The organism is Clavibacter capsici (assembly GCF_001280205.1).
GTDB classification, from domain to species: Bacteria; Actinomycetota; Actinomycetes; order Actinomycetales; family Microbacteriaceae; genus Clavibacter; species Clavibacter capsici.
This window is the reverse complement of the sequence record NZ_CP012573.1, coordinates 2,778,603-2,801,632: the sequence shown is the minus strand read 5'-3', so window position 1 is coordinate 2,801,632 and position 23,030 is coordinate 2,778,603. Positions and strand designations below refer to the sequence as shown.

The 23,030-nt window shown below is 72.9% G+C and carries 26 protein-coding genes; 12 read left to right on the top strand and 14 right to left on the bottom strand.

The features are described from left to right. Position 1 precedes the first annotated feature (1 nt). The 5 genes from AES38_RS13100 to AES38_RS13080 form a co-directional block, all read right to left on the bottom strand. Positions 2-1,498 (bottom strand): TrbL/VirB6 family protein, encoded by a 1,497-nt coding sequence (locus AES38_RS13100; protein WP_157883544.1) that lies wholly within the window; start codon positions 1,496-1,498, stop codon positions 2-4. A 105-nt stretch (positions 1,499-1,603) separates the two neighbouring features. Continuing rightward, positions 1,604-2,344, bottom strand: coding sequence for a DUF8175 domain-containg protein (locus tag AES38_RS13095; RefSeq protein ID WP_053775338.1), 741 nt, complete (start codon positions 2,342-2,344; stop codon positions 1,604-1,606). Positions 2,345-2,425: 81 nt separating this feature from the next. After that, positions 2,426-3,187: a DUF8175 domain-containg protein gene (locus tag AES38_RS13090; protein ID WP_053775337.1), complete on the bottom strand. Its 762-nt coding sequence runs from the start codon at positions 3,185-3,187 to the stop codon at positions 2,426-2,428. A 61-nt stretch (positions 3,188-3,248) separates the two neighbouring features. Beyond that, positions 3,249-3,572, bottom strand: coding sequence for a hypothetical protein (locus tag AES38_RS13085; protein ID WP_053775336.1), 324 nt, complete (start codon positions 3,570-3,572; stop codon positions 3,249-3,251). A gap of 24 nt (positions 3,573-3,596) precedes the next feature. After that, a complete protein-coding gene (locus tag AES38_RS13080; protein ID WP_053775335.1) occupies positions 3,597-4,208 on the bottom strand; it encodes a DUF6668 family protein in 612 nt (203 codons plus the stop codon). A gap of 799 nt (positions 4,209-5,007) precedes the next feature. Here AES38_RS13080 and AES38_RS16395 point away from each other — a divergent pair. The 6 genes from AES38_RS16395 to AES38_RS13050 all read left to right on the top strand — a co-directional run bounded on the left by AES38_RS16395 (position 5,008) and on the right by AES38_RS13050 (position 9,865). Next, on the top strand, positions 5,008-5,868 hold the full coding sequence (locus AES38_RS16395) for a MinD/ParA family ATP-binding protein (protein ID WP_256998819.1): 861 nt from the start codon (positions 5,008-5,010) through the stop codon (positions 5,866-5,868). After that, positions 5,868-6,446 (top strand): hypothetical protein, encoded by a 579-nt coding sequence (locus AES38_RS13070; RefSeq protein ID WP_053775334.1) that lies wholly within the window; start codon positions 5,868-5,870, stop codon positions 6,444-6,446. Before AES38_RS16395 ends, AES38_RS13070 begins: the two co-directional genes overlap by 1 nt. After that, on the top strand, positions 6,443-7,627 hold the full coding sequence (locus tag AES38_RS13065) for a M23 family metallopeptidase (RefSeq protein ID WP_053775333.1): 1,185 nt from the start codon (positions 6,443-6,445) through the stop codon (positions 7,625-7,627). The genes AES38_RS13070 and AES38_RS13065 overlap by 4 nt, the downstream gene beginning before the upstream one ends. A gap of 101 nt (positions 7,628-7,728) precedes the next feature. Further along, positions 7,729-8,175: a helix-turn-helix domain-containing protein gene (locus AES38_RS13060; RefSeq protein ID WP_053775332.1), complete on the top strand. Its 447-nt coding sequence runs from the start codon at positions 7,729-7,731 to the stop codon at positions 8,173-8,175. A gap of 202 nt (positions 8,176-8,377) precedes the next feature. Beyond that, on the top strand, positions 8,378-8,836 hold the full coding sequence (locus AES38_RS13055; protein ID WP_053775331.1) for a hypothetical protein: 459 nt from the start codon (positions 8,378-8,380) through the stop codon (positions 8,834-8,836). Positions 8,837-8,839: 3 nt separating this feature from the next. Next, positions 8,840-9,865: a zeta toxin family protein gene (locus AES38_RS13050; RefSeq protein ID WP_053775330.1), complete on the top strand. Its 1,026-nt coding sequence runs from the start codon at positions 8,840-8,842 to the stop codon at positions 9,863-9,865. Here AES38_RS13050 and AES38_RS13045 read toward each other — a convergent pair. Next, positions 9,862-10,374: a DUF2087 domain-containing protein gene (locus AES38_RS13045; RefSeq protein WP_072174649.1), complete on the bottom strand. Its 513-nt coding sequence runs from the start codon at positions 10,372-10,374 to the stop codon at positions 9,862-9,864. The genes AES38_RS13050 and AES38_RS13045 overlap by 4 nt on opposite strands. A gap of 109 nt (positions 10,375-10,483) precedes the next feature. Between AES38_RS13045 and AES38_RS13040 the strand changes: the two genes are divergently transcribed. The 3 genes from AES38_RS13040 (at position 10,484) to AES38_RS13035 (ending at position 11,338) form a co-directional block, all read left to right on the top strand. Continuing rightward, entirely contained in the window at positions 10,484-10,657 is a 174-nt protein-coding gene (locus tag AES38_RS13040) for a hypothetical protein (protein WP_053775328.1), read from the top strand. Positions 10,658-10,799: 142 nt separating this feature from the next. Further along, positions 10,800-10,940: a hypothetical protein gene (locus tag AES38_RS16060; RefSeq protein WP_167440191.1), complete on the top strand. Its 141-nt coding sequence runs from the start codon at positions 10,800-10,802 to the stop codon at positions 10,938-10,940. A gap of 140 nt (positions 10,941-11,080) precedes the next feature. Then, on the top strand, positions 11,081-11,338 hold the full coding sequence (locus AES38_RS13035) for a hypothetical protein (protein WP_053775327.1): 258 nt from the start codon (positions 11,081-11,083) through the stop codon (positions 11,336-11,338). 90 nt (positions 11,339-11,428) lie between these two features. Here the strand turns inward: AES38_RS13035 and AES38_RS13030 are convergent, their stop codons facing one another. The 4 genes from AES38_RS13030 to AES38_RS13015 all read right to left on the bottom strand — a co-directional run bounded on the left by AES38_RS13030 (position 11,429) and on the right by AES38_RS13015 (position 15,723). Then, a complete protein-coding gene (locus AES38_RS13030) occupies positions 11,429-11,620 on the bottom strand; it encodes a DUF2795 domain-containing protein (protein ID WP_053775326.1) in 192 nt (63 codons plus the stop codon). A gap of 22 nt (positions 11,621-11,642) precedes the next feature. Beyond that, positions 11,643-12,560: a glycosyltransferase family 2 protein gene (locus tag AES38_RS13025; protein WP_072174648.1), complete on the bottom strand. Its 918-nt coding sequence runs from the start codon at positions 12,558-12,560 to the stop codon at positions 11,643-11,645. A gap of 113 nt (positions 12,561-12,673) precedes the next feature. Continuing rightward, positions 12,674-14,236, bottom strand: coding sequence for a D-glycero-beta-D-manno-heptose 1-phosphate adenylyltransferase (rfaE2, locus tag AES38_RS13020; RefSeq protein ID WP_053775325.1), 1,563 nt, complete (start codon positions 14,234-14,236; stop codon positions 12,674-12,676). Beyond that, positions 14,233-15,723: an aldehyde dehydrogenase family protein gene (locus AES38_RS13015; RefSeq protein WP_053775324.1), complete on the bottom strand. Its 1,491-nt coding sequence runs from the start codon at positions 15,721-15,723 to the stop codon at positions 14,233-14,235. The genes rfaE2 and AES38_RS13015 overlap by 4 nt, the downstream gene beginning before the upstream one ends. 256 nt (positions 15,724-15,979) lie before the next feature. Between AES38_RS13015 and AES38_RS13010 the strand changes: the two genes are divergently transcribed. Beyond that, positions 15,980-16,198 carry a hypothetical protein gene (locus AES38_RS13010; protein ID WP_162232639.1) on the top strand — a complete coding sequence of 73 codons (219 nt, stop codon included), beginning with the start codon at positions 15,980-15,982 and terminating at the stop codon, positions 16,196-16,198. Beyond that, positions 16,191-16,586, top strand: coding sequence for a hypothetical protein (locus AES38_RS13005; RefSeq protein WP_157883543.1), 396 nt, complete (start codon positions 16,191-16,193; stop codon positions 16,584-16,586). Before AES38_RS13010 ends, AES38_RS13005 begins: the two co-directional genes overlap by 8 nt. A gap of 19 nt (positions 16,587-16,605) precedes the next feature. Here AES38_RS13005 and AES38_RS13000 read toward each other — a convergent pair whose 3' ends face one another. The 4 genes from AES38_RS13000 to AES38_RS12985 form a co-directional block, all read right to left on the bottom strand. Beyond that, entirely contained in the window at positions 16,606-18,402 is a 1,797-nt protein-coding gene (locus tag AES38_RS13000; protein WP_053775321.1) for a glycoside hydrolase family 35 protein, read from the bottom strand. An 81-nt stretch (positions 18,403-18,483) separates the two neighbouring features. Next, positions 18,484-19,836 (bottom strand): ABC transporter substrate-binding protein, encoded by a 1,353-nt coding sequence (locus AES38_RS12995; RefSeq protein ID WP_053775320.1) that lies wholly within the window; start codon positions 19,834-19,836, stop codon positions 18,484-18,486. Positions 19,837-19,898: 62 nt separating this feature from the next. Next, positions 19,899-20,849 (bottom strand): carbohydrate ABC transporter permease, encoded by a 951-nt coding sequence (locus AES38_RS12990; protein ID WP_053775319.1) that lies wholly within the window; start codon positions 20,847-20,849, stop codon positions 19,899-19,901. Positions 20,850-20,851: 2 nt separating this feature from the next. Beyond that, positions 20,852-21,793, bottom strand: a complete 942-nt coding sequence (locus AES38_RS12985; RefSeq protein WP_053775318.1) for a carbohydrate ABC transporter permease — start codon at positions 21,791-21,793, stop codon at positions 20,852-20,854. Between the two features lie 108 nt (positions 21,794-21,901). Here AES38_RS12985 and AES38_RS12980 point away from each other — a divergent pair, with 108 nt between their 5' ends. Next, entirely contained in the window at positions 21,902-22,960 is a 1,059-nt protein-coding gene (locus tag AES38_RS12980; protein WP_244629181.1) for a LacI family DNA-binding transcriptional regulator, read from the top strand. Positions 22,961-23,030: the final 70 nt, after the last annotated feature.

The following is a 23,030-nucleotide window of genomic DNA, read 5'->3' as shown; positions in this document are numbered from 1 at the left end:
CCTACCTGGCCCCCGAGGGGCCCTCTCCCGCGGCGTCCTCGACGGCGCCCTTGGTGGCGTGCGCGGCCTTCTTGGCGCCCTCGGCGAGCTTCGCGACGCCGAGCGCGGCGAGCCCGACGGGGCCCGCGACGGCTGCTCCCGCGGCGGCCGCTCCGCCTGCTGCGCCGCCCGCTGCCGCGCCGCTCGCGCCGGCGCCGGCGCCGGCCTTGGCTCCGGCCGCCGCGCCCTTGGCCGCGGTGCCGCTGCGTGCGCCGGCGCTCGCGTTGGCGGCGCCGGAGGGTCCGGACGCGGCTCCGCCGCCCGCGCCGCCGCCCCCGCCGTTGGACCTGCTCGCCATGGATCCGGCCTGCTTGATCGCTCCGGAGGCAGCCTCGCCGGCCCCGCCCATCACGGCTCCCGCGACCGCCGCGCCCGACACCCCGCCGGCCGGCGCGACCATCGGCGCGATGAACCGCATGAGCGCGGGCAGCGCGATGAGCGCGATGAGCATCAGCGCCATCCCGGTGAGGATCGACCACGGTCCCTGGTCGTCCTTCGCGAACAGATCGGTGCCGATGAGCCGGAACGCGGCCGCGTAGACGAGCGCGGCGGCGGGCTTGTAGAGGATGAACGCGGTGAGCCATCCGAGGGACTTGCGGAACCACTGGTTCCCGGTCGGCGTGTTCGTGAAGCTCGCGGTGAGCGGCAGGATCCCCGCGAGCAGCACCAGCATCGCGGACCGGACCACCATCATCGCGATCTGCACGTACGTGATGAGGACGGCGATGAGCGCGAGGATGAGGATCCCGATGGCGCCGAGCGGCGACTGGTCCGTGAGGAAGATGAGCGCGGCGATGTTGCGGCCGAAGCAGTTGCCCTCGACGACGCTGACGTCGCAGCTGGTGGCGGCGTTGAGCACGCCGACCGAGAACACGTCGCCGATCTGGACGGCGAGCTGGATCACCGTGAGCCCGATGGTCGAGACCATCACGAGCGTGACCAGCGAGCGGACCAGCTCGCCGATGGGCTGCGTGCGCTGCGTCCACGCGAGGCGGATGCCCGCGAGCACCACGGATCCCACCGCCATGGCGAGCACGATGTACCAGGTCGAGTTCTGCAGGAAGCCCACGGTCGAGCTGGATCCGTCGGGAGCGGAGTGCGGGATGACCCACGCGACGAGCGAGGAGGCGCTGGTGATGAGGAACACCCCGGCGAGCACGACGCCGAGCCGGCCCAGGCTGTCCATCCCGGTGTCCTCCGACCGGGCGCGCATGTAGAGCATCGCGAATCCGATGATCGAGAGGACGGCCACGATGAGCCCGATCCACGCGATGTACCCGAGCAGCGTGTCGAAGTCGCTCGTGACGGTCGAGTTGGGCGTGTAGCCGTCGGTCGAGGAGTCGCCCTTCGTGAACTGCGGGCTCGGCACGTGCACCCACATCGTGCCGAGCGAGGCGACGACGTTCCCGTAGGTCGTCACGGCGTCGTGCACGAGCTGCTGGAGGGTGTCTCCAGCCACTTTGGATACCGTTCCTGAGACGGCGTTTGCGACATCTTGCTTCGGGCATGCGATCGGATGCTGCCACCGGTGGAGGAAATCGCAGTCGAGCTGATCCGCCATGCGTCAGACGCCGCTGAACGGGACGTATCCACCGAGGCTGGAGAGCGATGCCGCCGGAAGCGGGGGGCCGCTCATCGTGTAGACGATCTTCCAGTCCCCGTCCTCCCAATTGAGCACGGTGGGAAGGCTTATCAGCTCCGATCCTCCCGTCGCTCCGTCGGGGACCCTCGTGGCGACGTCGACCGTGGCGGACGCGGCGGAGTACTGATTGATCTTGAAACCTGCGACCTGCGCCCGGGTGGCGTCCGGATCAGGAGTCGCTGTGGCGGATTGCTTCGCCAGCTCGTCTTTGGCCGGTCCGGCCGCGAAGAGCTGGTAGAGCCGCGAGGTGTTCCGACCGTCCGTCGCCGAGGCGTAGTAGTTGATCGCCGCGAAGAGGGCGCCGGTCGGCGTGTGTGCGAAGCAGGTTGAGAACGTCCCATCCTCGCTGGTCTTGCCCGGCCCGGCTTCTGGTGAGGTCGGCACCGCCGTGGTTCCGACGAGTCGCCATGTCGCCGACGGCGCGCTCTCGAGTGTCCCTGACGGTTGGTAAGCCGTGAGGCCGCATGCGGAACCGGCGTCTGTAGCCACGTCGCCGGTGCCTGCCGGCGTTGCTTCGACCGTCGGCGCCGCGACCGACGTCCGGCCGCCCGAGAACGCGCCCGTCGCCGCCGCGATGCCGCCGCCCACGAGCACGAGGGCCAGGAAGGCCGCGATGACGATCCAGAGCTGGCGCTTGTGGAAGGGCGTGGCGGGGGTGCTCATGAGGATCCTCTCGGGAGGGCGGGAAGGGGCTGCTGGACGGTCGCGGTGAGGGGCATCTCGCTGGTGCGGTCGGCCATGGCGTCAGACCCCCGCGAACGGGATGTAGCCCCCGAGGCTCGTGAGCGCGGATGGCTTGATGGGCGGTCCATCCTGCGCGAAGACGACCTTCCAGTCGCCGTGCTCCCACCGGAGGACGACCGGCATGCTCACCAGCTGCGGTTGGTTGCCCGAGTAGGAGAGCGCGAGATCGACCGTGGCCTCGTCCGCGGAGTATCGGTCGATCTTGAATCCGGACACCTGCGCCCGGGAGTCGCCCGACGAGTCCTGCGCCTTCCTGGTCGGGCCGACCGACTTCGCCAGGTCACGGGCATCACCGTCGGCCAGGAGCTCGTAGATGCGCGGGTAGTTGCGGGAGTCGGTGCCCGAGGCGAGGAAGTTGATGCTCGCGAAGAGGGCACCCGCAGCCGTGTGCGCGAAGCAGGTCGTGAACCTGCCGTCGTCTTCGATCTTCCCCGGTCCCGTCGTGGTCGTGTCCTGGGGGACCGCCGTGGTGCCGATGATCTCCCAATGCGCTTGCGGAGCCGTTTCGAGCGAGCTCGTCTCCTCGTATCCCGGGAGGCCGCAGATGGATACGGCGCCGTCCGGGAGCGCAGGTGCGCTCGTCGAGGCGCCTGCCTCCGTTGCAGCGACCGCGTCGCCCGTCGGCACCGCGACCGGCGCCCCGCCGCCCGAGAACGCGCCCGTCGCCGTCGCGATGCCGCCGCCCACCAGGATCAGCGCGAGGAGCACGACGATCGCGATCAGGAGCGGGCGCGTGCGGGCGGGCGTGGCGGGGGTGCTCATGAGGATCCTCTCGAGGGAGCGGGCGGCGCGGGCAGGCGGGGCGGGGGAGCGGGCGGTCGCGCTACGCGATGACGAAGCTCACGAGCGACGCGGCGCCCAGGCCGAGGAAGAGGCCGAAGCCGATCTTGATGAGGCGCTCCTGGATCTCGCCGCCCTCGTGCCGGTTGTTGCGGAACAGCATCGCGCCGGTCGCGATGAGCGAGAGCACCGCCAGCGGGAGCAGCACCCACTTGGCGATGCCGATGATGCGGCCGAACTTCTCGGTCCAGTCGGCGGGGGCCTGGGCGTCGCCGTTGGGCACGTCGATGGCGACGGCGTCCATGGCGTGGTGGATGTGCGCGGAAGCCTGGTGGACGGCGTCGAGCGCGAGGAGCGTGGGGGACATGAGGGCCTCTCGTGGAAGGGGGGGCTAGCGGGGGGAAGCGGTGAGCTGCAGGTCGGCGAGGAGCCGCTGGTGCTCGCGGCCCATGTCGGCGGGATCCGCGGGACCGAGGCGCCACGCGTCGATCCACGGCAGGGTCCATGCGCGCGGGTACCCGCCGGCGACCAGCTGCTCGAGCTGCCGCAGCTCCTTGGGGCGGCGGCCCGGCGCATCCGCCACGAGCACGAGGCCGACCAGCTCGACGAGGCCCGCGACCTGGCCCGACGCCCACTCGCGGGCGACCCGCTGCGCAGCCAGCAGGCCGGAGTGGTCGGTGCGGGCGACGACGACCACGCGCGATGCGGGGGATCCGGCGGCAGGCGCGGGCCAGGCGTGGTCGGCGGCGCGGGATCCGGCGGCGAGGCGCGCGAGCGTCGTCTCGCCGGCGCCGCCGTGGGCACCGACCCACCAGAGACCGGCGGTCTCGTCCGTGCGCCGGACGGGGAGGCGGTCGGCCGCGGCCGGGGCGGCGACGGTGGCCGGCTGGGGTGCGCGTGGGCCGCGGAGGCGCTCACGGCGGGTGAGGGGCGGGGCGTCGGATCCGGGTGCGTCGACGACCGCGGGCGCGCCGACGACCCATGGATTCCCGCTGTCGCTCATGCCCCGCCCATCCCACCCGCCTGGTCTCGTGCTCGCCTCACGCGTGATCCACCGGGTGGGGGATGTCGACAGGACGCTGCACGGTGATGCTGTCAAAGTGCTTGCGCAGACGCAAGTGCTTGCCCCTGCTCGCATTTTCCATGAGACTGTCTCGCCGACGTCGATCCTGGCGGGCACCACCGCTCGCGCGGGCCGGCTCTCCACACGGGATGCCCGGCGAGCTCCGGCACCGGCAGCCGCACCCGCGCCACCCGCCCGACGCCCCTTCACCGAGAGCCGCAGATGACCGACGCCCCGACCGTGCCCGCCTTCCCCCGCATCGACGCCACCATCACGCCCACCGTCGGCGGCCGGGCCACCGGGGTGCTCACGGTCAACGGCGTCGCGACGCCGTTCGCGGAGGCGGCGGAGGACGACATCCGCCGCGGCATCGTGACGAGCGTGCGCGGCATCGCCGAGCAGATGCAGCGGGCGGTGCGCCTCACGACGCGCGACCGCTTCGGATCCCAGGCGCTCGCCGTCGGGCCGGACGGCACGGTCGAGGCGCTCAGCGAGCTCGACCGGACGGACGCGATCGCGGAGCCCGCGGTCGTGACGCCGACCGCGGCCTCGCACGCCGGTGCCGCGGCGCCCGGCGCCCCCGCCGCGCCGGTGGCCGCCGTCCCCGCCGCGTCGGCCGCCCCGCCCCGCCCCGGTCGCGCCGGCCCCGGCCGCGCCCGCGTATCCGCCGCTCACCCGCCGCGCCGCCCGCCAGTCCTTCCTCACGCGCGAGGAGGTGGAGGAGCCGGCCACGCAGGGCATGCGCGGCACCCTCACGCGGCTCGGGATCCGCATGTCGCCGTCCGAGGCCGAGCGCCGCGAGCGCGAGTGGACCCGTCTCGTCAGCCAGCACTGGCCCGGCCCCCGCACGGTCGCGGTCGTCAACGGCAAGGGCGGCGTGGGCAAGACCATGTCCACGATCTGCCTCGCCTCGGTGTTCGCGCGCCACGGCGGAGCGGGCGTCCTCGCCTGGGACAACAACCAGACGCGCGGCACCCTCGGCTGGAGCACGGAGCAGGGGCCGCACGACGCGAGCATCCTCGACCTCCTGCCGCAGGTCGACCGGCTCCTCGGCACGGGCGCGCAGTCCGCGGACCTCGCGCACTTCGTCCACCACCAGACCCGCGACCGCTACGACGTGCTCCGCTCCAAGCCCGAGGTGCTCGCCACCCAGCAGCGGTTCGACGACACCACGGTCGACCTGATCCACGCGGTCGCCGCCAAGTTCTACCGCCTGGTGCTCATCGACTCGGGCAACGACGAGACCGACCCGATGTGGCTGCGCGCCATCGAGCGCGCCGACCAGATCGTGGTGCCCACCATCGGCGAGGCGAAGGCGGCGGAGTCGGCGGCGCTGCTCATCGAGGGGCTCGCGGAGCGCGGCGGGCACTTCGCGGACCTCGCGGAGCGCGCGGTCGTGGTGGTCAGCGCGCACAAGCACGACCTGGCCCCCGCCGAGCTCGCCAAGATCTCCGACGGCTTCGCGCCGCTCGCCCGGGACGTGGTCACGGTGCCCTACGACCCGGCGCTCGGCGCGGACGTCCTCAACTACGGCGCGCTCCGGGCGTCCACGCAGCGGGCCTGGCTCCGCGCGGGGGCGGCCGTGGCCCGGGGCCTCTGATGCGGGCGGCCGTCGCACGCACGGCCGTCGTGCGCGGGGCGGGTGCCCTGGCGCTCGCCGCGGGCCTCGCCCTCGGGACCGCCGGTTGCGCGAGCGTCACCGTGCACGACGGCGGGAGCGCCGCGGATCCCGCCGCCTCGCCGGGCGCCGCGGGGGCCGCGGGCACGACCGACGGCGGCGGCGCGGACGCCGGCACCTCCTCCCCGGGCGCGATGGACGACGGCGCGGTCGCGGAGCCCGAGCCCACGGCCGACGCGGCGTCGCAGGGGTCGGCGCTCGCGGCAGCCGACCGGGTCATGCGCACCTACGCGCAGCCGGGCATCGCCGAGGCCGAGTGGGAGCGGCAGATGACGCCGCTCCTGTCGCAGCGGGGCGCGGTCGCCTTCGTGCCCACGATCCCGTCGCGGCTCACGGCCCACGCGGTCACCGGCGCCGGCACGATCATGCCCGCGCCCACCGCGTACGCGCTCATCGTGCGGGTGCCCACCGACGACGGCGACTACGACGTCGCGCTCGTCCGCTCGTCGCCCACGGCTCCGTGGCTGGCGGACGAGATCCAGGCCGTCCGCGACAAGTGAACGGCGGCGGCAAGGGGGTCCTCGTCCTCATCGGCACGCCCGCCGCGCTGATGGGGATGATCGTCTTCCTCGTGCTCTTCGGCTTCGGCGGCGACGACGCGTCCGCCTGCACGACGCAGGGCGCGGCGTCCTCGTCGACCGGGCCGCGCACGCCCGTCGACGGCTACGCCGGGGACCAGCTCGACAACGCCGCCGCGATCATGGACGCCGCCGCCGGACTCGGCCTGTCCCGGCAGGCGCAGGTGCTGGGGGTCATGGCCGCGATGGGGGAGTCGTCGCTGCGGAACATCTCCTACGGCGACGGCGCGCGGAACCCCGACGGATCCATCGCCGACTCGATCGGCCTGTTCCAGCAGCAGTCGTCCTGGGGCACGGTTCAGGAGCGGCTCGATCCGCCGACGAGCGCGAAGCTGTTCCTCACCCGGCTGCAGACCGTGAAGGGGTGGGAGTCGCTCGAGCCGACCCTCGCGATCCACGAGGTGCAGATCAACAAGGACCCGTACCACTACCGCAGGTTCCAGCAGCCGGCCGAGGACGTGGTCGCGCAGCTGTCCGGCGCCGCGGCGGCAGCGCCGGCGGCGAGCCCCGCCGCGACCGGGACGCCGGATCCCTCGGCCACGCCCGCGACCGCCGCGCCCGCCGGCGGCTGCTCGGCGGGCGGTACCGTGCTGCCGCTGAAGGCGCCCTTCGACCAGACCTCCGGCTACGGCCCGCGCGTCAGCCCGACGGCGGGCGCGTCCTCCTGGCACCCGGCGAACGACTACCAGACGCGGGAGAGCGGATCCGCGTCAGGCCGCTCCGGCTACTCCTGCGGGTCGCCCGTGCTCGCCGCCCAGGCCGGCAGCGTCACCACGGCGGGCGGCTACACGATGTCGATCCGGTCGGCGGCGGGCTACACGATCAGCTACCTGCACATGTACGAGCCGGACATGGAGGTGCACGTCGGCGACACGGTGACCGCCGGCCAGGAGATCGGCAAGGTGGGGTCGAACGGGCCGTCCACGGGCTGCCACCTCGACATCCGGATCGACGCGCGCGGATCCACCGACGCCCGGGTCAGCGCGCTGCCGCAGTCGCAGACGCAGGGCGCGCCCGTGAGCGGGTACGTGGATCCGGAGGCCTTCTTCGGCGTGTTCGGCGTGACGCTCTGCGGCGGGGAGTGCCGGCATGCGACCGCGTGAGGACACGCGGGTTGCAGCGCACCCCGGACGCCAGGCGATAATTGCGCAGGCGGGTAAATCCGAGCATCCCGCGCCGCACCCGACCGGAGCAGCACGCGCGCATGGCAGACCGAGACCCCTGGGACGACCTCCCGGCGACGCTGCGCTCCGCCGACCTGCAACGCCTGCTCGGCATCGGGCAGACGACCGTGAGCCTCTGGTTCGCGAAGGGCACCATCCCCGGGCACCGCATCTCGCACTCCTGGATCGCGTTCCGCTCCGAGGTGCGCGAGTGGCTCGAGTCGACGTCGACCGTGCCGGTGCCGCCGCACGAGCCGTACCCGCATCCGCTCGACGCGTACCCGGACCACCTCACCCACCGCCACCTCATGGAGCTGTTCCAGAAGAGCCGGCCGGCGATCCTCGGCTGGCTGCGCGACGGCGTGATCCCGGCCATGCGCCCCGGCGGACGCTGGCTGATCGAGAAGGCGGCCGTCCGCCGGCTCCTCGAGGAGACGAGCAACCAGCGGGCCGACTTCGTCCCGAAGGGCGGCCGCGCCGCGAGCTGACGCGCGCGGTGCGGGCCGGCGGACCCGGCGACCTGGGCGTCGGCGGGTGCCCTAGCCTGGCTGCTTCCCGCATCCGGGTCCGGCATCCGAGGACTGGCAGCGCGATCGGCTCGTTTCGCCGTGCGCAGGACACGGGCGTCGACATCGGCAGGTGGATCTTCGTGATCCCGCCCGTGCGGGGCACTTCGATGAGGAGGAATTGATGGGGATATGGGACGCGCCCGCGGAGCGGGAGTCGGCTGTCCGGTCGGTGATGCGCTGGCGATTGGCGGAGCTCGATCTGCAGCGGGAGGTCCGGCGGCTGCTGGACGCCGGAGCCCACCGTGACGAGTTGGCGAAGGGCCTCCGCCTCTTCGGCGGGGATGACCTGCGGCAGCTCGACGGCGCCCGTGACGTGGCGATGCCCGTCGAGGGGTTCTCCGGGGCGACGCCGTTGGAGATCTGCGAGCGGTACGCGGTGGGACTCCTCGATCGGGAGCAGCTGGTGGATGAGCTCACGCGGTTCCCGTATGTGCCGATGGACAAGCCGGACGGTTGGGATGACCTCGTCGTCAATCCCCCGGGGACGTGGATGGACCTGTCGATAGCCCGCGGCGAGAAGTTGATCGGCATGGACGTGTACGGCGAGGTCCTCGATCGCGTCGACACGTCAGGCGACTGAACGATGCACGCCGTTGGCGGCATCGATCACCTGACCGTCCTGCGGCAGCTCTCCCGGGAGGGCGGCCCGCTCGCGCCGGACGCGAGAAGCGCGTCGACGGAGAACCCGGCGTGGTACCGGGCGGGCCGGCCGACGGCTACGCGCGCGGTCATGCACGAGCGCCTGATGTCGGACGCCGAGGCTTCGATGCCGGAGCTGGGGACGGACAGACGGGCGGTCGTCCTGGCGGGGCCGCCCGGTGCGGGGAAGACCTCGACGCGGGAGCGCGCGCTGGGGCATGAGGCCACGCGCTTCCTGGTCGTCGATGCGGATGAGTTCAAGGGGCGGCTGCTGAGGGAGGCGATCGCGGATGGGAGCTACGAGTCGTGGATCAAGCCGGCCGCCGTGCGAGAGCGCGAGGCGGCGGGCGAGCGCTTCCACCCGATGGAGTTGTCCTCGCTCGTCCATGCGGAGTCCTCGTACCTCGCGGACGAGCAGAGGGCACGAGCCCTGAGAGCGGGGAAGAACGTCGTCATCGACACCGTCTTGAGCTCGGACACGAAGGCGCGCCGGATCATGGGCGAGTTGGAGCGGGCCGGGTACGACGTCCAGGTCATCGACGTGGAGGTGCCGCGGGAGGTGTCGGAGGAGCGGATCCGGAAGCGGTGGCGCGAGGGCAACGAGCGCGCGGACATGGGCGAGGGGCTCGGGGGTCGGTGGGTGCCGAGCGAGTTCGGGGCGTGGGTGTACGGGGAGCCGGGTGGCAGGTCGCGGCCGGAGGCGAACGCGCGGATGGTGGCGGAGGAGTCGCCGGCGGTGTCGCGGTACCGCGTGTACTGGAAGACGGCGGAGCAGGAGCGGGAGGATCCGCGTGCGCCGGCGACCCTGGAGACGGACATGACGCGGGCGATCCGGGGTGGGCCGCTGGTGCCGACGCGGTCGGTGCCGGCGGCGGACGTGCCGCAGGCGAGGCCGCTGCCCGGGATCACGCGAGCGGGCAGGACAGCACCGGGTCGGGCCGGACCGGTGCGCGTCGATCGCGGGCGCTAGGCCGGCTCGTCCGCCGGCCGCGCGTACTCGGATCCCGATCGCGTCCGCAGCACGAGGCCCGCGTCCACGAGGTGGCGGCGGAGCAGCGCGTGGTCGTCGGTGATGCGCAGCAGGCGCTCGGTCAGGGCCTTCTCGTCGAGCACCTCGTGCGGATCCAGCACCTGGGCGACGACGTGCCGGAGCAGTGCGTCGAGGTCGGCGGGGCCAGCCGGCCACTGCGCGATGCGGCCGTCGCGGAGGAAGCGCTCGACGCCCTGGGCGGGCGGGGTCGCGGGCTGCTGGGCGAGGATCGCGCGGAAGACGGCGTCGGGTGCGGACGCGGTGCCGTCGGCGTCGACCGCGACGAGGCCCGAGCCGGTGAGCGCGGCCTGCGCCTTCCTCCGGCGAGCGGGGGAGAGGTGGGCGAGGGCGTCGTCGAGATCGGATCCGAGCACGACGCGCGCGTACGCGGCGCGCATCTCCGGGTCGGCGAGGACGCCGGCGAGGCGTCGGGGGTCGATCAGGTCCATGCCCCCAGCCTCCCGCATCCCCGAGGATCCGGTCTCGCGCCCGGGAGGGGAGCAGGGTGGAGGTTCGCGCCGCAGCAGCGGGGCGCGACGCAGACGACAGGAGGCGCACATGGCGGATCTCACCGACGAGGCCAAGGGACTCATCGACAGCGACAAGGGCGAGAAGGCGACGGACGCGGCCATCGACAAGGGCCAGGACGCCGCCAGCGACGCGACCGGCGGCAAGTCCGACGGCGCCGCGGAGAAGGCCGGCGACGTCGCCGACCAGAAGCTCGGCCAGTAGTCCCGCATCACGGACGGACGGCCCCGACCCTCATCGCGAGGGCCGGGGCCGTCCCTCGTCGAGGGGCGTCCGGCCTGCGCGCTGCGCCCCCGTCCGCCCGCGCGCCTGGCGTCGGCGCGCACCGCGTGGATACGGTCGGGACATGACCGCCCTCCGCCTCCTCGGCCGCGCCCTGGCCCGCATCCTGCACGTGCTCGGCAAGGTCCGCATGACGAGTGACGGGCAGAACCCCGCGAACGGCGACCCGATGGGGTTCGCGAGGCCTCGGGACCACCGGCCCTGAGCGCCGGATCCCGCCCCTCCTCCACGGACTCGCCGCATCCCGGCAACTGACGGTTCATGTCGCGGGCGTGGTCGCCGTCGGTCGTCCGGCCTACGGTCGTCCGCACGGGGGTTTCCCCGTGCGGAGAAGAGGGGGGCCTCATGCATCACACCGACGGACGCCTCGAGGTCGTCGCGCTCAGCGGCACGGAGTGGCGGGTGTGCGACGCGCGCATCCCCCAGTCCGACGCGAGCCGCCTCCTCGCCTACGTGCAGCAGCACGGAGACCGGGTCGAGCTCATGCGGATGCGGCCGGTGCCGGGCCTCTGCGACTGGTTCGGCTCCGTCGACGACGCGCTCGCGACCGTGTCGGAGGAGATGGCCGAGCAGCAGGCGGAGCGCCACGCGCTCGCCGTGTAGCCCTGCCGTGCGCCGTGCGCCGCGCGCCGCGCAGCCGGACGGCCCCGGTCCTCGCGAGGAGGACCGGGGCCGTCGGCGTGATGCGGTGGATCAGCTCGCGTCGGAGACCGCCGAGTTGATCGCCGTGGGAGCGTCGTACTCCTTGTCGGCGATGCCGCGGAGAGCGTCGAGGGTGTCGGAGTCGGCGCCCGACTCCTCCGCCTTCGTCACGATCGCGTCCTTGGACGCCGGGTAGTCGAGGCCGCTGAGGTGCTTCTGGAGCTCGATGGGGTTGATGGCCATGGGGGTGTCCTCTCGTCGGTGATCAGGAGCGGTCGGCGCGGAGGTCCGCACCGCCCACGTATCGAGTCGACTCCTCCGGCGGCACGTCGCCTAGGTGCTCTTCCTGGGGATCCGACGACTCGTGCGCCACGGGCGGCTCCGGCTGCTCCTCGGCGAACAGCACGTCGAACGCGTCGACCTCGCGGACGGGAAGCGTGGTCGGCGCCTCGAGGTGCACGGCACCGCTCGGGACGATGCCCGCGCCGCCGAAGCGCTCCATCACCCGCCACTGCGCCGCGACGTCCTCGCCGGAGTGCCGCTCGGGCAGCCGCTCCCAGAAGTCGAAGCCGCCGGTGCCCACGAGCGCGTCGCGGCGGTAGAGCACGCAGCCGCCGACCCACGCGATCCGGTAGGCGAGCCAGGTGTCGACCTCGAGGTCGAGGTCCGCCGCGATGTGGGCCAGGTTCGCGGCGTTGTGCAGCGGCCATCGGTCGAAGCCCGGGGTGCCGCGGCGGATGCGCTCCGGTTCGACCGCGTCGCCCCACGGCGTGAAGGCGGCGGCCTCGTGCACCCGGCGGTCGTCGAGGTAGCTGAGGCCCTGCACGGCGGCGCCCACGAAGCCGATGTCGAGCGTCACGAGGGCGTCGTGCATCCGGCGCAGCATGCCGGGCTCGAGCCACACGTCGTCGTCGAGGAACAGCACGGCGTCGGCGGTGGCGCGCGCGAGCAGCGACGCCCGGTGCTCGGCGATCCCGCGGCGCGGGAGGTGCGCCACCACCTCGACCTCGCGGCCCTGCGCTCGGAGCACGCGGACCATGCCCTGCACGCTGGGTTCGACGGACGCGCGGAAGCCGGGGGACTGGTCGCTGACGATCACCCGGAACGGCGGGTCGTCCTGCCCGGCGAGGCCCGAGAGCGTCACGGCGAGCTCGGCCGCGCGGCCGGCGCTCGGGATCAGCACGTCGATCCGCGGGGCGTCCGGGGCGCGGCGGGCTCCCCATTCGCCGGACCAGCGGCGGCTGCGGCGGCCGGCGCCGGCGCTCGGGCTCGCTCCCGCGCCTGCACCGGCGGGCATCAGGGGCCGCCCGGAGCGGGCTCCGGTTCCGTCTCCGGGGTCGTGGGGCCCGGGGCGGGCGCGGACGTCGCCGTGCCGGCCGGCCGCGTGAACCCGGGGTCGGGCGCCGAGGCGCGGATCCGGTCGACCATCGAGCTCGTCGACTGCGACGGCACGTAGCCGAGGATCGACACCTCGCCGCCGTACCCCCGCACGACCGCGGTCTCGTCGAGCATCTCGGGCGTGTAGTCGCCGCCCTTCGCGTACACGTCGGGCTGCACCGCCTCGAGCAGCGGGATCGGGGTGTCGGTGTCGAACACGGTGATCACGTCGACGCACGACAGCTCAGCGAGCACGCCCGCGCGGTCCTCGGCGGTGTTCACCGGGCGGTCGGATCCCTTGAGCCGCCGCACGGAGTCGTCGCTGTTGAGCGCCACCACGAGCACGTCGCCGAGCCGCTTGGCCTGGCGGAGGTAGGTGGTGTGGCCGCGGTGCAGCACGTCGAAGCAGCCGTTCGTGAAGACGATCCGGCGGCCCCTGTCGCGCTCGGCGGCCACGAGGTCGACGAGCTCGGCCTGGCTGACGGTGCGCGAGCGCGTCTCGCCGAGGTGGTCGGCGAGGGTCGCGGCCGAGCAGACGGAGGTGCCGGGCAGGCGCACGACCACGTCGGCCGCGGCCTGCGCGAAGTCGGCGCTCACGGCGAGCGGGAGGCCGACGGCGCGCGCGAGCGTGAGGGCGGCGACGAAGGTGTCGCCCGCGCCGGACGCCTGCTTCTCGGGCACCGGGTGCGCGCGCGTGCGGTACGGCTCGCCCGCGCCGAGCACCACGGTGCCGTCGCGGTCGAGCGTGACGACGGCGGTCGCGGATCCGGAGGCGGCGAGCACGCGGTCGGCGAGCCCGGCGACGACGGCGGCGCGGTCCTCGTCGCGGCCGAGCGGCCGGTCGATGAGGCGGCCGGTCTCCCCGGCGTTCGGGGTGATGAGGTCGGGGCGCAGCGGCGCCCACATGGCGGGGTCGTGCGCGTCCACCACGGTGAGGCCGGGCCGGCTGGTGCGCGCGGCGAGCGACTCGAGCACCACGCCGTGCAGCGTCCCGGTGCCGTAGTCGGAGACGATCTCGGCGTCGACGCCCGCGGTGGCCTCGAGCGCGGCGCGGGCGAGGGCCCGCGCGTCGTCCCGGTGCACGGATCCGCGGTGCACGTCGTCGACCCGCACGATCACCTGGTCGTCGCCCACGATGCGCGTCTTGGTGGTCGTGCGCAGGCGCGGCGAGTGCACGAGGCCGGTGACGTCGACGCCGGCCGCGAGGAGCAGGTCGCGCACGCGGTCGCCCGCGGCGTCCTGGCCGACGAGGCCGACCATCCGCACGGTGCCGCCGAGGCTCGCGAGGTTCACGGCGGTGTTCGCGGCGCCGCCGAGCGACTGGATCCGCTCGGTCACGTCCACGACGGGCGCCGGGGCCTCGCGGGTCATCCGGTCGCTGTGGCCGCGCCACCACTCGTCGAGGATGACGTCGCCGATGACCGTGATCGTGGGCCGGCGCTCGGCGAGGAGGCCGATGATCCCGCGCAGCTCGCTGGTCATCGGGCGTCGCCCGCGTCGGTGCTGACGGAGCCGGAGGCGTCCTCGGCCGGGGTGGCCGCGCCCGCGTCGAGCACGGGGAGCCCGAGGTGCACGACGGTCGTGGTGCTCATCTCGTCGAGGAGCTCGGGGCCGTAGCCGAAGCCGGATCCGCTGCGGCCGCGGGGCTGCGCGGCGCCGCCGGGAGCGCCGCCGAAGACGCCGTTGACCTTGATCGTGCCGACGGGCAGCTCGGCCGCCGCGCGCTGCGCGTGCTCCATCGACGCCGTGAGCACGCTCGCGGCGAGGCCGTAGCGGTCGTCGGCGGCGCGGGCGAGCGCCTCGTCGAAGTCCTCGACCACGCGCACGGCCGCGACCGGGCCGAACGTCTCGGCCGTCATCACCGTCATGTCGTCGGTGCAGTCGACGAGCACGGTGGCGGGGTAGCGGGATCCGGGGCCGTCGGGCACGTGCCCGCCGACGAGCGCGCGGGCGCCCTCGGTGAGCGCCTCGGACACCTGCTCGTGCACGGCGTCGCGCATGCGCTCGTCGACCAGCGGGCCGAGGTCGCCGGAGGAGTTCCAGCGCTCGGCCTCCGCGACGAGCGCGGCGGTGAAGCGGTCGGCGATGTCGCGGTGCACGTAGATCCGCTCGACCGAGGTGCAGATCTGGCCGGCGTTGGCGAAGGAGCCGAGGGCGGCCTGCGCGGCGGCCCACTCCGGGTCGACGCCGGCGTCGACGAGGAGCGGGTCGTTGCCGCCGTTCTCGCGGATCACGTGGGTGGGGGTACCGGCGGCGCGGCGTGCGATGGCCTCGCCCGCGGCGGTGGATCCGACGTGCGCGACCACGCGCGTGTCCTCGTGCGCGACCAGCCGGTCGCCGACGTCGCCGCCGCCGACCACGGAGACGAGCACGCCCTCGGGTAGCGCGTCCGCGAGGACCCTGCCGAGCAGCTCGCCCGTGTGCGGGCAGCGCTCGCTCGGCTTGTGGACCACGGTGTTGCCCATCACGAGCGCCGCGCCGATGATGCCGGCTGCGACCGCGACCGGGTCGTTCCACGGCGTGAGCGCGACCGTGACGCCGCGCGGCCGCGGCACCGAGAAGTCGACGTTCGGGAGCGTGCCGAGCAGGCTCTTCCCGCGGTGGACGGGCCCGAGCTCGGAGTACTGCAGCAGCGTGTCGACGCCCGCGCCGACGCCGCCGAGCGCGTCGCCGTGGGGCTTGCCGGTCTCGCGCTCGTTCAGCTCGGCGAGCTCCTCCGCGTGCTCGGTGAGCGCGTGGGCGGCGCGGCGCACGGCCTGGCCGCGCTGGGCGGGCGGCATCGCGGCCCAGGCGGCGGACGCGGCGACCGAGCGGCGCACCGCGGCGTCGACCTCGTCGGGGCTGGACGCGTCGATGTCGCCCACGGGCGAGCCGTCGCGCGGATCCGTGATCCGCAGCGTCCCGGGTCCGGCCTCGGGCTCCTCGGGGTCGATCAGGGCGTCCAGGTCGAGTGCGGTGTCCGTGGTCACAGGTCTCCTCGTGCGGGTCGGCGGCCCGCGCGGTGCGGCGCGGGCGGGGGCGCTCGCGCGCCACCCGGCCCGTACCCACTTCCCGGGCTTCCCACACGGGGCGACGTCTCTTCCTGGATGATCGCCGCCACCTCTGGTCCACGGATCCATCGCTCGGCTACATTGATCGCGCATCGATCCGCACGATGCCCGCATGACACCGCGATGGGCGCATTCCTCGGACAAGCACGGGGTCCCCCGGGACGATCAGATCCACGTGCTGCTGCATCCGACGTACAGGAGGGATCTGCATGTCGAGGATGCGGCCCGCGAGTGCATCACCCTGTACATCGGCCATCCGCATGGACAGACCGACCGTGAGGTGGAGATCCTGGTGAGGACCTTCCCGGGGACCACGCGGGAGGCGATCGTGTTCCACGCGATGCCGCTCGGGCCGAAGTACCGCCGATATCGAGAGGAGCACCCCGGTGACTGACATGACCGAGGACGAGTACGAGGAACTGGCGCGGCGTCTGACAGATCCTGACACGCCGGTCCTCGGCGTCGGCCCGATCCTCACGGGCGAGGCCGCCGCCGCCCACGGGCGGGCGTTCATGCTCCGCGAGTACGGCTCCATGGAGGCCATCGAGCAGGCGATCGAGGACGCCCGGCGCTACGAGGCCGGGAAGCGCGCGACAGCGGACACGGACGCGGACCTGGACCCGGACGCGATCCCCGCCTCCGAGCCGGTCGTCCACGCCGTCATCCCCGCCGCCGACTTCGCCGCCTTCCGCGAGCTGGAACGGCGCAGCGGTCTGGAGCAGGCGGAGCTGGTGCGTCGCGCTGTGCACGAGCTCCTCGTCGCCGAGAAGCTCGTCAGCTGAGCGCCCCCGCCCGCCGCCCCTACGACTCCAGGTGCCCCAGCTCCGGCTGCGCCAGGAACGACACGACCGGATCGGCCGCCGCCCCCGTCTCGAACACCACCAGGTCGTTCCGGCCTGCGCGGAGCTGCGCGCCCGGCACGTAGAGCGTGTGCTGCGGCCCGCGGGTCCAGTAGCGGCCGAGCGCGAACCCGTTGACGAACGCGACGCCCTTGCCCCAGGAGCGCGTGTCGAGGAAGAGGTCGGCGGGCGCGTCCATGTCGAAGGACGCGTGCGCGAGCACGGGCCCGTCGAGGGACGCGACCGGGTCGGCCGCCTCGGCGGAGGACGCGGCCGAGGAGACGGCGGCGGCCATCGCGACGAGGTCGAGCGGCATGCTCTCCCAGCCCGTGAGCTCGACGCCGTCGAGGGTCGCCGGCCCGATGAGGCCCTTGGCCTCGCCGATCCGCACGCCGTAGTTCACGCGCCCCTGGTCCTCCACGAGCACCTCGAGGATCCGCCCGGGCGGCACGGCGATCGCGGTCTCGTGCTGGTCGCGCTGGATCACGCCGACCCGCACGCCGTCCACCGACACCACGGCCCGGTCGCGCACCTCGCCGAAGGACAGCACGCGCGTGCGGTCGGACGCGGGCAGCGCGACGCGGTGCAGCGCGAAGCCGCGGAAGGCGCCGAGCGCGTCCATCGACGGCACCGTCTCCGTCGTGCGGAAGGCGTCGGAGCCGGCGCCCGCGACGAGCTCCGCGAGCGGGGCGACCGCGTCGAAGGCCACCCGGAAGGCGGGCGCGTCGCCGCGCTGCGCGGGCACCTCGTCGGGCACCGCGCGGTACCGCGCGATCACGTCGCGGAAGGCGAAGTACTTCTCCGTCGGGGATCCGGTCTCGTCGAGCGGGGCGTCGTAGTCGTACGAGGTGACGTGCGACTGGTACGTGCCCTTGTGGTTGGCGCCGTTCGTGAAGCCGAAGTTCGTGCCGCCGTGGAACATGTAGATGTTCACGGACGCGCCCGCGGCGAGCAGCGCGTCGAGCTCGGCGGCGGCGTCGGCCGCGGAGGTCGTGTGGTGGTGCTCGCCCCAGTGGTCGAACCAGCCGTCCCAGAACTCGCTGCACATGAGCGGGCCGGTCGGCTGGTGACGGCGCAGGGTCGCGAGGCGCTCGGTGGCGCGCGACCCGAAGGATCCGGTGCGGTGCAGCTCGTCGAGGCTGCCGCGGGAGAGCATCTCCTCGGTCGGCTGGTCGACGGTCGTGAGCGGCACGATGATGCCGGACTCGCGCGTGAGGTCGACGAGGTGGCGGAGGTAGTCGGCGTCGTCGCCGTACGCGCCGTACTCGTTCTCGATCTGCACGAGGATCACGGGCCCGCCGTGGTCGATCTGCCGCGGCGCGACGATCTCGTACACGCGGCGGAGGAACTCGTCGACCGCGGCGAGGTACAGCGGCTCGCTGCGGCGGACGCCCACCGCGGGATCCTCGAACAACCAGCCGGGCAGACCGCCGCCGTCCCACTCGGCGCAGATGTAGGGGCCGGGGCGCACGATCGCGTGCATGCCCTCCGCGTGGACGAGGTCGAGGAAGCGGCCGAGGTCGAGCCCGGCGCTCATGTCGAAGGCGCCGCGCTCGGGCGAGTGCGCGTTCCAGGCGACGTACGTCTCGATGGTGTCGAGCCCCATGAGGCGGGCCTTGCGGATCCGGTCGGCCCACTGGTCGGGGTGGACGCGGAAGTAGTGGAGCGCGCCCGCGATGACGCGGTGCGGGCGACCGTCGAGCTCGAAGTCGTCGGCGCCGATGCGGAAGCGGGTGCGGGTGTCGGGGAGGCCGGGCATGTCGTGTCCTTGCGTGAGGGCGGGGCATGGGAGAGGGGAGGCGCGACTCGCGTCGCACCTCCCCTCGTCGTACGGGTGTCGCTACTTCACGTCGACGGTGAAGCCCTGCTGCGTGCCGTACTTGGCAGCCGCCTGGCCCCATGCCTCGAGGACGGGGTCGAGCGAGGTGCCGTTGGAGTACGCGGACGAAGCCGAGTCGCTGAAGACGCTGTTCGTGTAGACCTGGAAGGGCAGGTACTGCCAGTCCGGCACGACCTCCTTCGAGGCGGCGCTGAGCACCTCGTTGATCTTCTGGCCGCCGAAGTACTCGGGGGCCTCGGCGAGGAACTCGGGGCTGTCCAGGTCCGCCGTGGTGGAGGGGAATCCGCCGGCGTCGAACGAGATCTGGCGACCCTGCTCGTCGGCCGTGGTGAACTTCGCGAACTCCGCCGCGACGAGCTTGTTCTCCGACTGCTGCATGACGGCGATGGAGGATCCGCCGCTCTCCGCGGTCGCGGTGTCACCCGCGGTGTACTGCGGCATGGGGGCGACGCGCCACTTGCCCGAGCCCTCGGTGGCCTGCGCGGTGAGGTTGCCGGGCATCCAGGCGCCGGTGATCAGGGTCGCGATGGATCCGTCGCCGAGGCCGCGGAACCACTCGTCGGTCCAGCCGGGGGTCTGGGCGAGCGAGCCGTTCGCGACGAGCTGGTTCCACATGGCCGTGTACTTCTTGGCGCCCGCGTCCTGCATGTCGATGGTGACCTTGTCGCCGTCGACCTTGTACGGGTGGCCGCCGGCCTGCCAGATCATGCTCGTGGTGAAGCCGGCGTCGCCGGAGTCGCTGGTGATGTACTGGTTCGGGTCGGCGGCGTGCATCTTCTCCGCGGCGGCCACGTACTCGTCCCACGTGGTGGGGACCGCGATGCCGTACTTGTCGAAGACGTCCTGGCGGTAGAACATCGCCATGGGGCCCGAGTCCTGCGGCAGCGCGTAGAGGGCGTCGCCCTCGGTGACGGCGTTCCAGGTGGACGCCGTGAACTGGTCCTCGAGGTCCGTGTAGCCGTAGCCCGAGAGGTCGGCGAGGGACTTGCCGAGCGCGAACTGCGGGATCGCGAAGTACTCGATCTGCGCCACGTCGGGAGCGCCCTTGCCCGCCTTGATGGCGTTCTGGAGCTTCGTGTACTGGTCGGCGCCGGTGCCGACGTTCTGCACGTCGACCGTGATCTTCGGGTGCTCCTTCTCGAACGCCTCCGCGATCGGCTCGATGGCCGGGGCCCAGCCCCAGACGGTGATGGAGGACTGCGTGTCGAGCGCCTTCGCGAGGTCGTCGGCCGAGGCGGTGTCGCCGCTGGCGCCGCCGGATCCCGAGGAGCAGGCCGCGAGCGAGCCCGCGAGGACGAGGCCGAGGCCGAGCGCGACGACGCGCTTCGCCCTGCGGGGGAACGAGAGGGACATGGTGGTGCCTTTCACTTCTTCGTGGTGGTGAGGGGAGGTGCGGGTGGAGCTGTCGGAGGGCGCTACGCCTTGACGCCGCCGGCCGAGAGGCCGGACTGCCAGTAGCGCTGGAGGAAGAGGAACGCGATCACGATCGGGATGATCGCGAGGAACGAGCCCGTGATGACGAGGTTGTAGATCGGCTGGCCGCCCACGGTGGTGGACTGCGCGTTCCACTGGTTGAGGCCCACCGTGAGGGGGTACCAGCGGGAGTCGCTCAGCATGATCAGGGGCAGGAAGTAGTTGTTCCAGGTGGCGACGATCGAGAACAGCAGCACCGTGATGAGGCCGGGCGACAGGAGCCGCAGGCTGATCGTGAAGAAGGTGCGGATCTCGCTCGAGCCGTCCATGCGGGCCGCCTCGAGGATCTCGGTGGGCACCGAGTCGACCGCGTAGGTCCAGATGAGGTACAGGCCGAACGGGCTGATGAGCGACGGCAGGATGATCGCCCACGGCGTGTTCGTGAGGCCCATCTGGCTGAACAGCAGGAAGGTCGGCACCGCGAGGGCCGTGCCGGGGATCGCGACGGCGCCGAGCACCACCGCGAACACGATCTTCTTGCCGGGGAAGTCGAACTTCGCCAGGCCGTAGCCCGCGAGCGTGGCGAGCAGCGTGGCGCCGCCCGCTCCGACGACCACGTAGATCAGCGTGTTGCCGAGCCAGCGGACGAACTCGCCGTTGCCGTACGTCAGCACGCCCTGGATGTTGTCCCACAGCGCGAAGTCGCCCGCGAACCAGAGGCCGAACGAGCTGAACAGCGCGTCCTGCGTCTTGGTCGAGTTGACCAGGAGCCAGAACAGGGGGAGCACGGAGTAGATGAGCAGCAGCGCCATGACGAGCGTGAGCACGATGCTGCGGCGCTCGCGGGGTGCGCCGGCGCTCTTGCGGCGCTTCGGGGAGCGGTCCGCCGGAGCGTCCCGGACGGGCGTGCCGGCGTCGGGCGCGGCGAGGGGGGTACCGGTGAGGGTCGACACGGTCAGCTGTCCTTCCGGGTGCCGACGAGCTGCACCACGTAGGCGACCACCATCGTCAGGACGCCCATGATGATCGCGATGGCGGCGGAGTAGTTGAACTCCTGTCCCGCGAAGGACAGGTTGTAGGCGTACATGTTCGGCGTGAAGAACGAGCTGATCCCGTTCGGCGCCAGGGTCTGCAGGATGTTCGGCTCGTTGAAGAGCTGGAAGCTGCCGATGATGGAGAAGATCACGCCGATGACGAGCGCGCCGCGGATGGCGGGCAGCTTGATGCCGGTGACGATGCGGAAGGGCCCGGCGCCGTCGAGCTCGGCGGCCTCGTAGAGGTCGGGCGAGATGACCCGGAGGGCCGCGTAGAACAGCAGCATGTTGTAGCCGACGAACTCCCACGTGACGATGTTGCCGATCGACGCGAGGATCCAGCTCTGCGAGAGCAGGTCGGGGAGGTCCCAGCCGGTGGCCTGCTCGACGTTGCCGACGAGGCCGAAGCGGTTGCCGTAGATGAAGCCCCACATGAGGGCCGCGACCACCGCGGGGACGGCGTACGGCAGGAAGATCGAGATGCGGAAGAACGCCGTGAGGTGCAGGCGGGCGGAGTCGAGCGCGAGCGCCGCGAACAGGGCGATGAGGAGCATGATCGGCACCTGCACCACGAGGAACAGCGCGACGCGGCCGAGCGCCTCCCAGAACTGCGCGTCCTGCAACGCCCGCGTGTAGTTGGCGATGCCGACGAACGAGTTGCCGCCGATCATCCGCTCCTGGAACAGGCTGAGGTAGATCGAGTAGCCGACGGGCGCGATGAGGACGACGAGGAAGACCACGAGGAACGGGGCGACGAAGCCCAGCCCGGTCCAGCGTCGCTTGTCGCGTCGCATCGGGGGACCGCTCGGGCGGCCCGCGTCGGGCGCCTTCGGCCGGGCGGCCGAGGGTGACATCGTCGTCATGTGCTTCCACTTCGTCGGGGGATCGCGGCGCGATCAGCCCAGGGGGAGGGGCTGCCACCCGCTCGAGAGGATTGGGTGTTTGCGCAAACATCTGTGATGCTCGCAACCATGACATCTCCACCGTCGGCCGTCAAGTCGGGTGGCCGGCGCACGCCCGGCGGCCGCACCGTGTCGATGGCGGACGTCGCGGCGCACGCCGGCGTGTCCGCCCAGACCGTCTCCCGCGTCTCCAACGGCGCGCAGAACGTGGAGGCCTCGACCCGGCAGCGGGTGATGGACGCGATGGCCGAGCTCGGGTACCGGCCCAACAGCGCGGCCCGGGCGCTGAAGACCGGGCGGTTCCGCAGCATCGGGATCATCATGTTCACGCTCTCGACCCTCGGGAACATGCGCACGCTCGACGCGATCGTGACGGCCGCGTCCGGCGCCGGGTACACGATCACGCTCATGCCGGTGCCGCATCCGACCGAGGGCGAGGTGGCCGGCGCGTTCAGCCGGCTGCAGGAGGAGGCGGTCGACGGCGTCGTCATCATCATCGAGGCGCACATGCTCGACCGGGCCGACGTGATCATCCCCGCGGGACTGCCCGTGGTGATCATCGACTCCGACGCGGGCGACCCGTTCGTGGTCGTCGACACGGACCAGGAGCAGGGCACGCGCCTCGCCACCCAGCACCTGCTGGATCTCGGGCACACCGCGATCGTGCACGTCGCCGGCCCCTCCACCTCGTACTCCGCGGCCCGGCGCGCGGCCGAGTGGCGGGCGACCATGCTCGACGCGGGGCTCGACCCGGAGGATCCCGCGCAGGGCGACTGGACCACGGCGTCCGGCTACCGCATCGGGAAGGAGCTCGGGCAGCGCGCCGACATCACCGGCATCGTCGCCGCGAACGACCAGATGGCCCTCGGGATCATGCACGCGCTGCACGAGCTCGGCCGCGACGTGCCGGGCGACATCAGCGTGGTCGGGTTCGACGACACCGAGGAGTCGAGCTCGTTCTGGCCGCCGCTCACCACCGTGCACCAGGACTTCACCGAGATCGGCCGCCGCTCCATGCAGGTGCTGCTGGAGATGCTCGACGGCCGCGAGCCGTCGGGCGACCGCATCGTGCCGACGCGGCTCGTGGTGCGCCAGAGCGCGGGGGCGCCGCGGGCCGACGCGCGCTGATCCGCGGACGGCGTTTCGACCCGGCCGCCGCGGGGAACGGGAGGGGGGACCCGACCGCCCGAACTGGAGG

Excerpts from the sequence above, each read along its gene's own strand:
- AES38_RS16395 (WP_256998819.1), top strand. The coding sequence starts at position 5,008 with ATGCGCGGCACCCTCACGCGGCTCGGGATCCGCATGTCGCCGTCCGAG.
- AES38_RS12985 (WP_053775318.1), bottom strand. The coding sequence starts at position 21,793 with ATGACGACGATGTCACCCTCGGCCGCCCGGCCGAAGGCGCCCGACGCG.
- AES38_RS16060 (WP_167440191.1), top strand. The coding sequence starts at position 10,800 with ATGACCGCCCTCCGCCTCCTCGGCCGCGCCCTGGCCCGCATCCTGCAC.
- rfaE2 (WP_053775325.1), bottom strand. The coding sequence starts at position 14,236 with ATGACCAGCGAGCTGCGCGGGATCATCGGCCTCCTCGCCGAGCGCCGG.
- AES38_RS13090 (WP_053775337.1), bottom strand. The coding sequence starts at position 3,187 with ATGAGCACCCCCGCCACGCCCGCCCGCACGCGCCCGCTCCTGATCGCG.
- AES38_RS13060 (WP_053775332.1), top strand. The coding sequence starts at position 7,729 with ATGGCAGACCGAGACCCCTGGGACGACCTCCCGGCGACGCTGCGCTCC.
- AES38_RS13030 (WP_053775326.1), bottom strand. The coding sequence starts at position 11,620 with ATGGCCATCAACCCCATCGAGCTCCAGAAGCACCTCAGCGGCCTCGAC.
- AES38_RS12980 (WP_244629181.1), top strand. The coding sequence starts at position 21,902 with ATGACATCTCCACCGTCGGCCGTCAAGTCGGGTGGCCGGCGCACGCCC.
- AES38_RS13055 (WP_053775331.1), top strand. The coding sequence starts at position 8,378 with ATGGGGATATGGGACGCGCCCGCGGAGCGGGAGTCGGCTGTCCGGTCG.
- AES38_RS13035 (WP_053775327.1), top strand. The coding sequence starts at position 11,081 with ATGCATCACACCGACGGACGCCTCGAGGTCGTCGCGCTCAGCGGCACG.
- AES38_RS13045 (WP_072174649.1), bottom strand. The coding sequence starts at position 10,374 with ATGGACCTGATCGACCCCCGACGCCTCGCCGGCGTCCTCGCCGACCCG.
- AES38_RS13080 (WP_053775335.1), bottom strand. The coding sequence starts at position 4,208 with ATGAGCGACAGCGGGAATCCATGGGTCGTCGGCGCGCCCGCGGTCGTC.
- AES38_RS12995 (WP_053775320.1), bottom strand. The coding sequence starts at position 19,836 with ATGTCCCTCTCGTTCCCCCGCAGGGCGAAGCGCGTCGTCGCGCTCGGC.
- AES38_RS13040 (WP_053775328.1), top strand. The coding sequence starts at position 10,484 with ATGGCGGATCTCACCGACGAGGCCAAGGGACTCATCGACAGCGACAAG.
- AES38_RS13070 (WP_053775334.1), top strand. The coding sequence starts at position 5,868 with ATGCGGGCGGCCGTCGCACGCACGGCCGTCGTGCGCGGGGCGGGTGCC.
- AES38_RS13095 (WP_053775338.1), bottom strand. The coding sequence starts at position 2,344 with ATGAGCACCCCCGCCACGCCCTTCCACAAGCGCCAGCTCTGGATCGTC.
- AES38_RS13085 (WP_053775336.1), bottom strand. The coding sequence starts at position 3,572 with ATGTCCCCCACGCTCCTCGCGCTCGACGCCGTCCACCAGGCTTCCGCG.
- AES38_RS13050 (WP_053775330.1), top strand. The coding sequence starts at position 8,840 with ATGCACGCCGTTGGCGGCATCGATCACCTGACCGTCCTGCGGCAGCTC.
- AES38_RS13000 (WP_053775321.1), bottom strand. The coding sequence starts at position 18,402 with ATGCCCGGCCTCCCCGACACCCGCACCCGCTTCCGCATCGGCGCCGAC.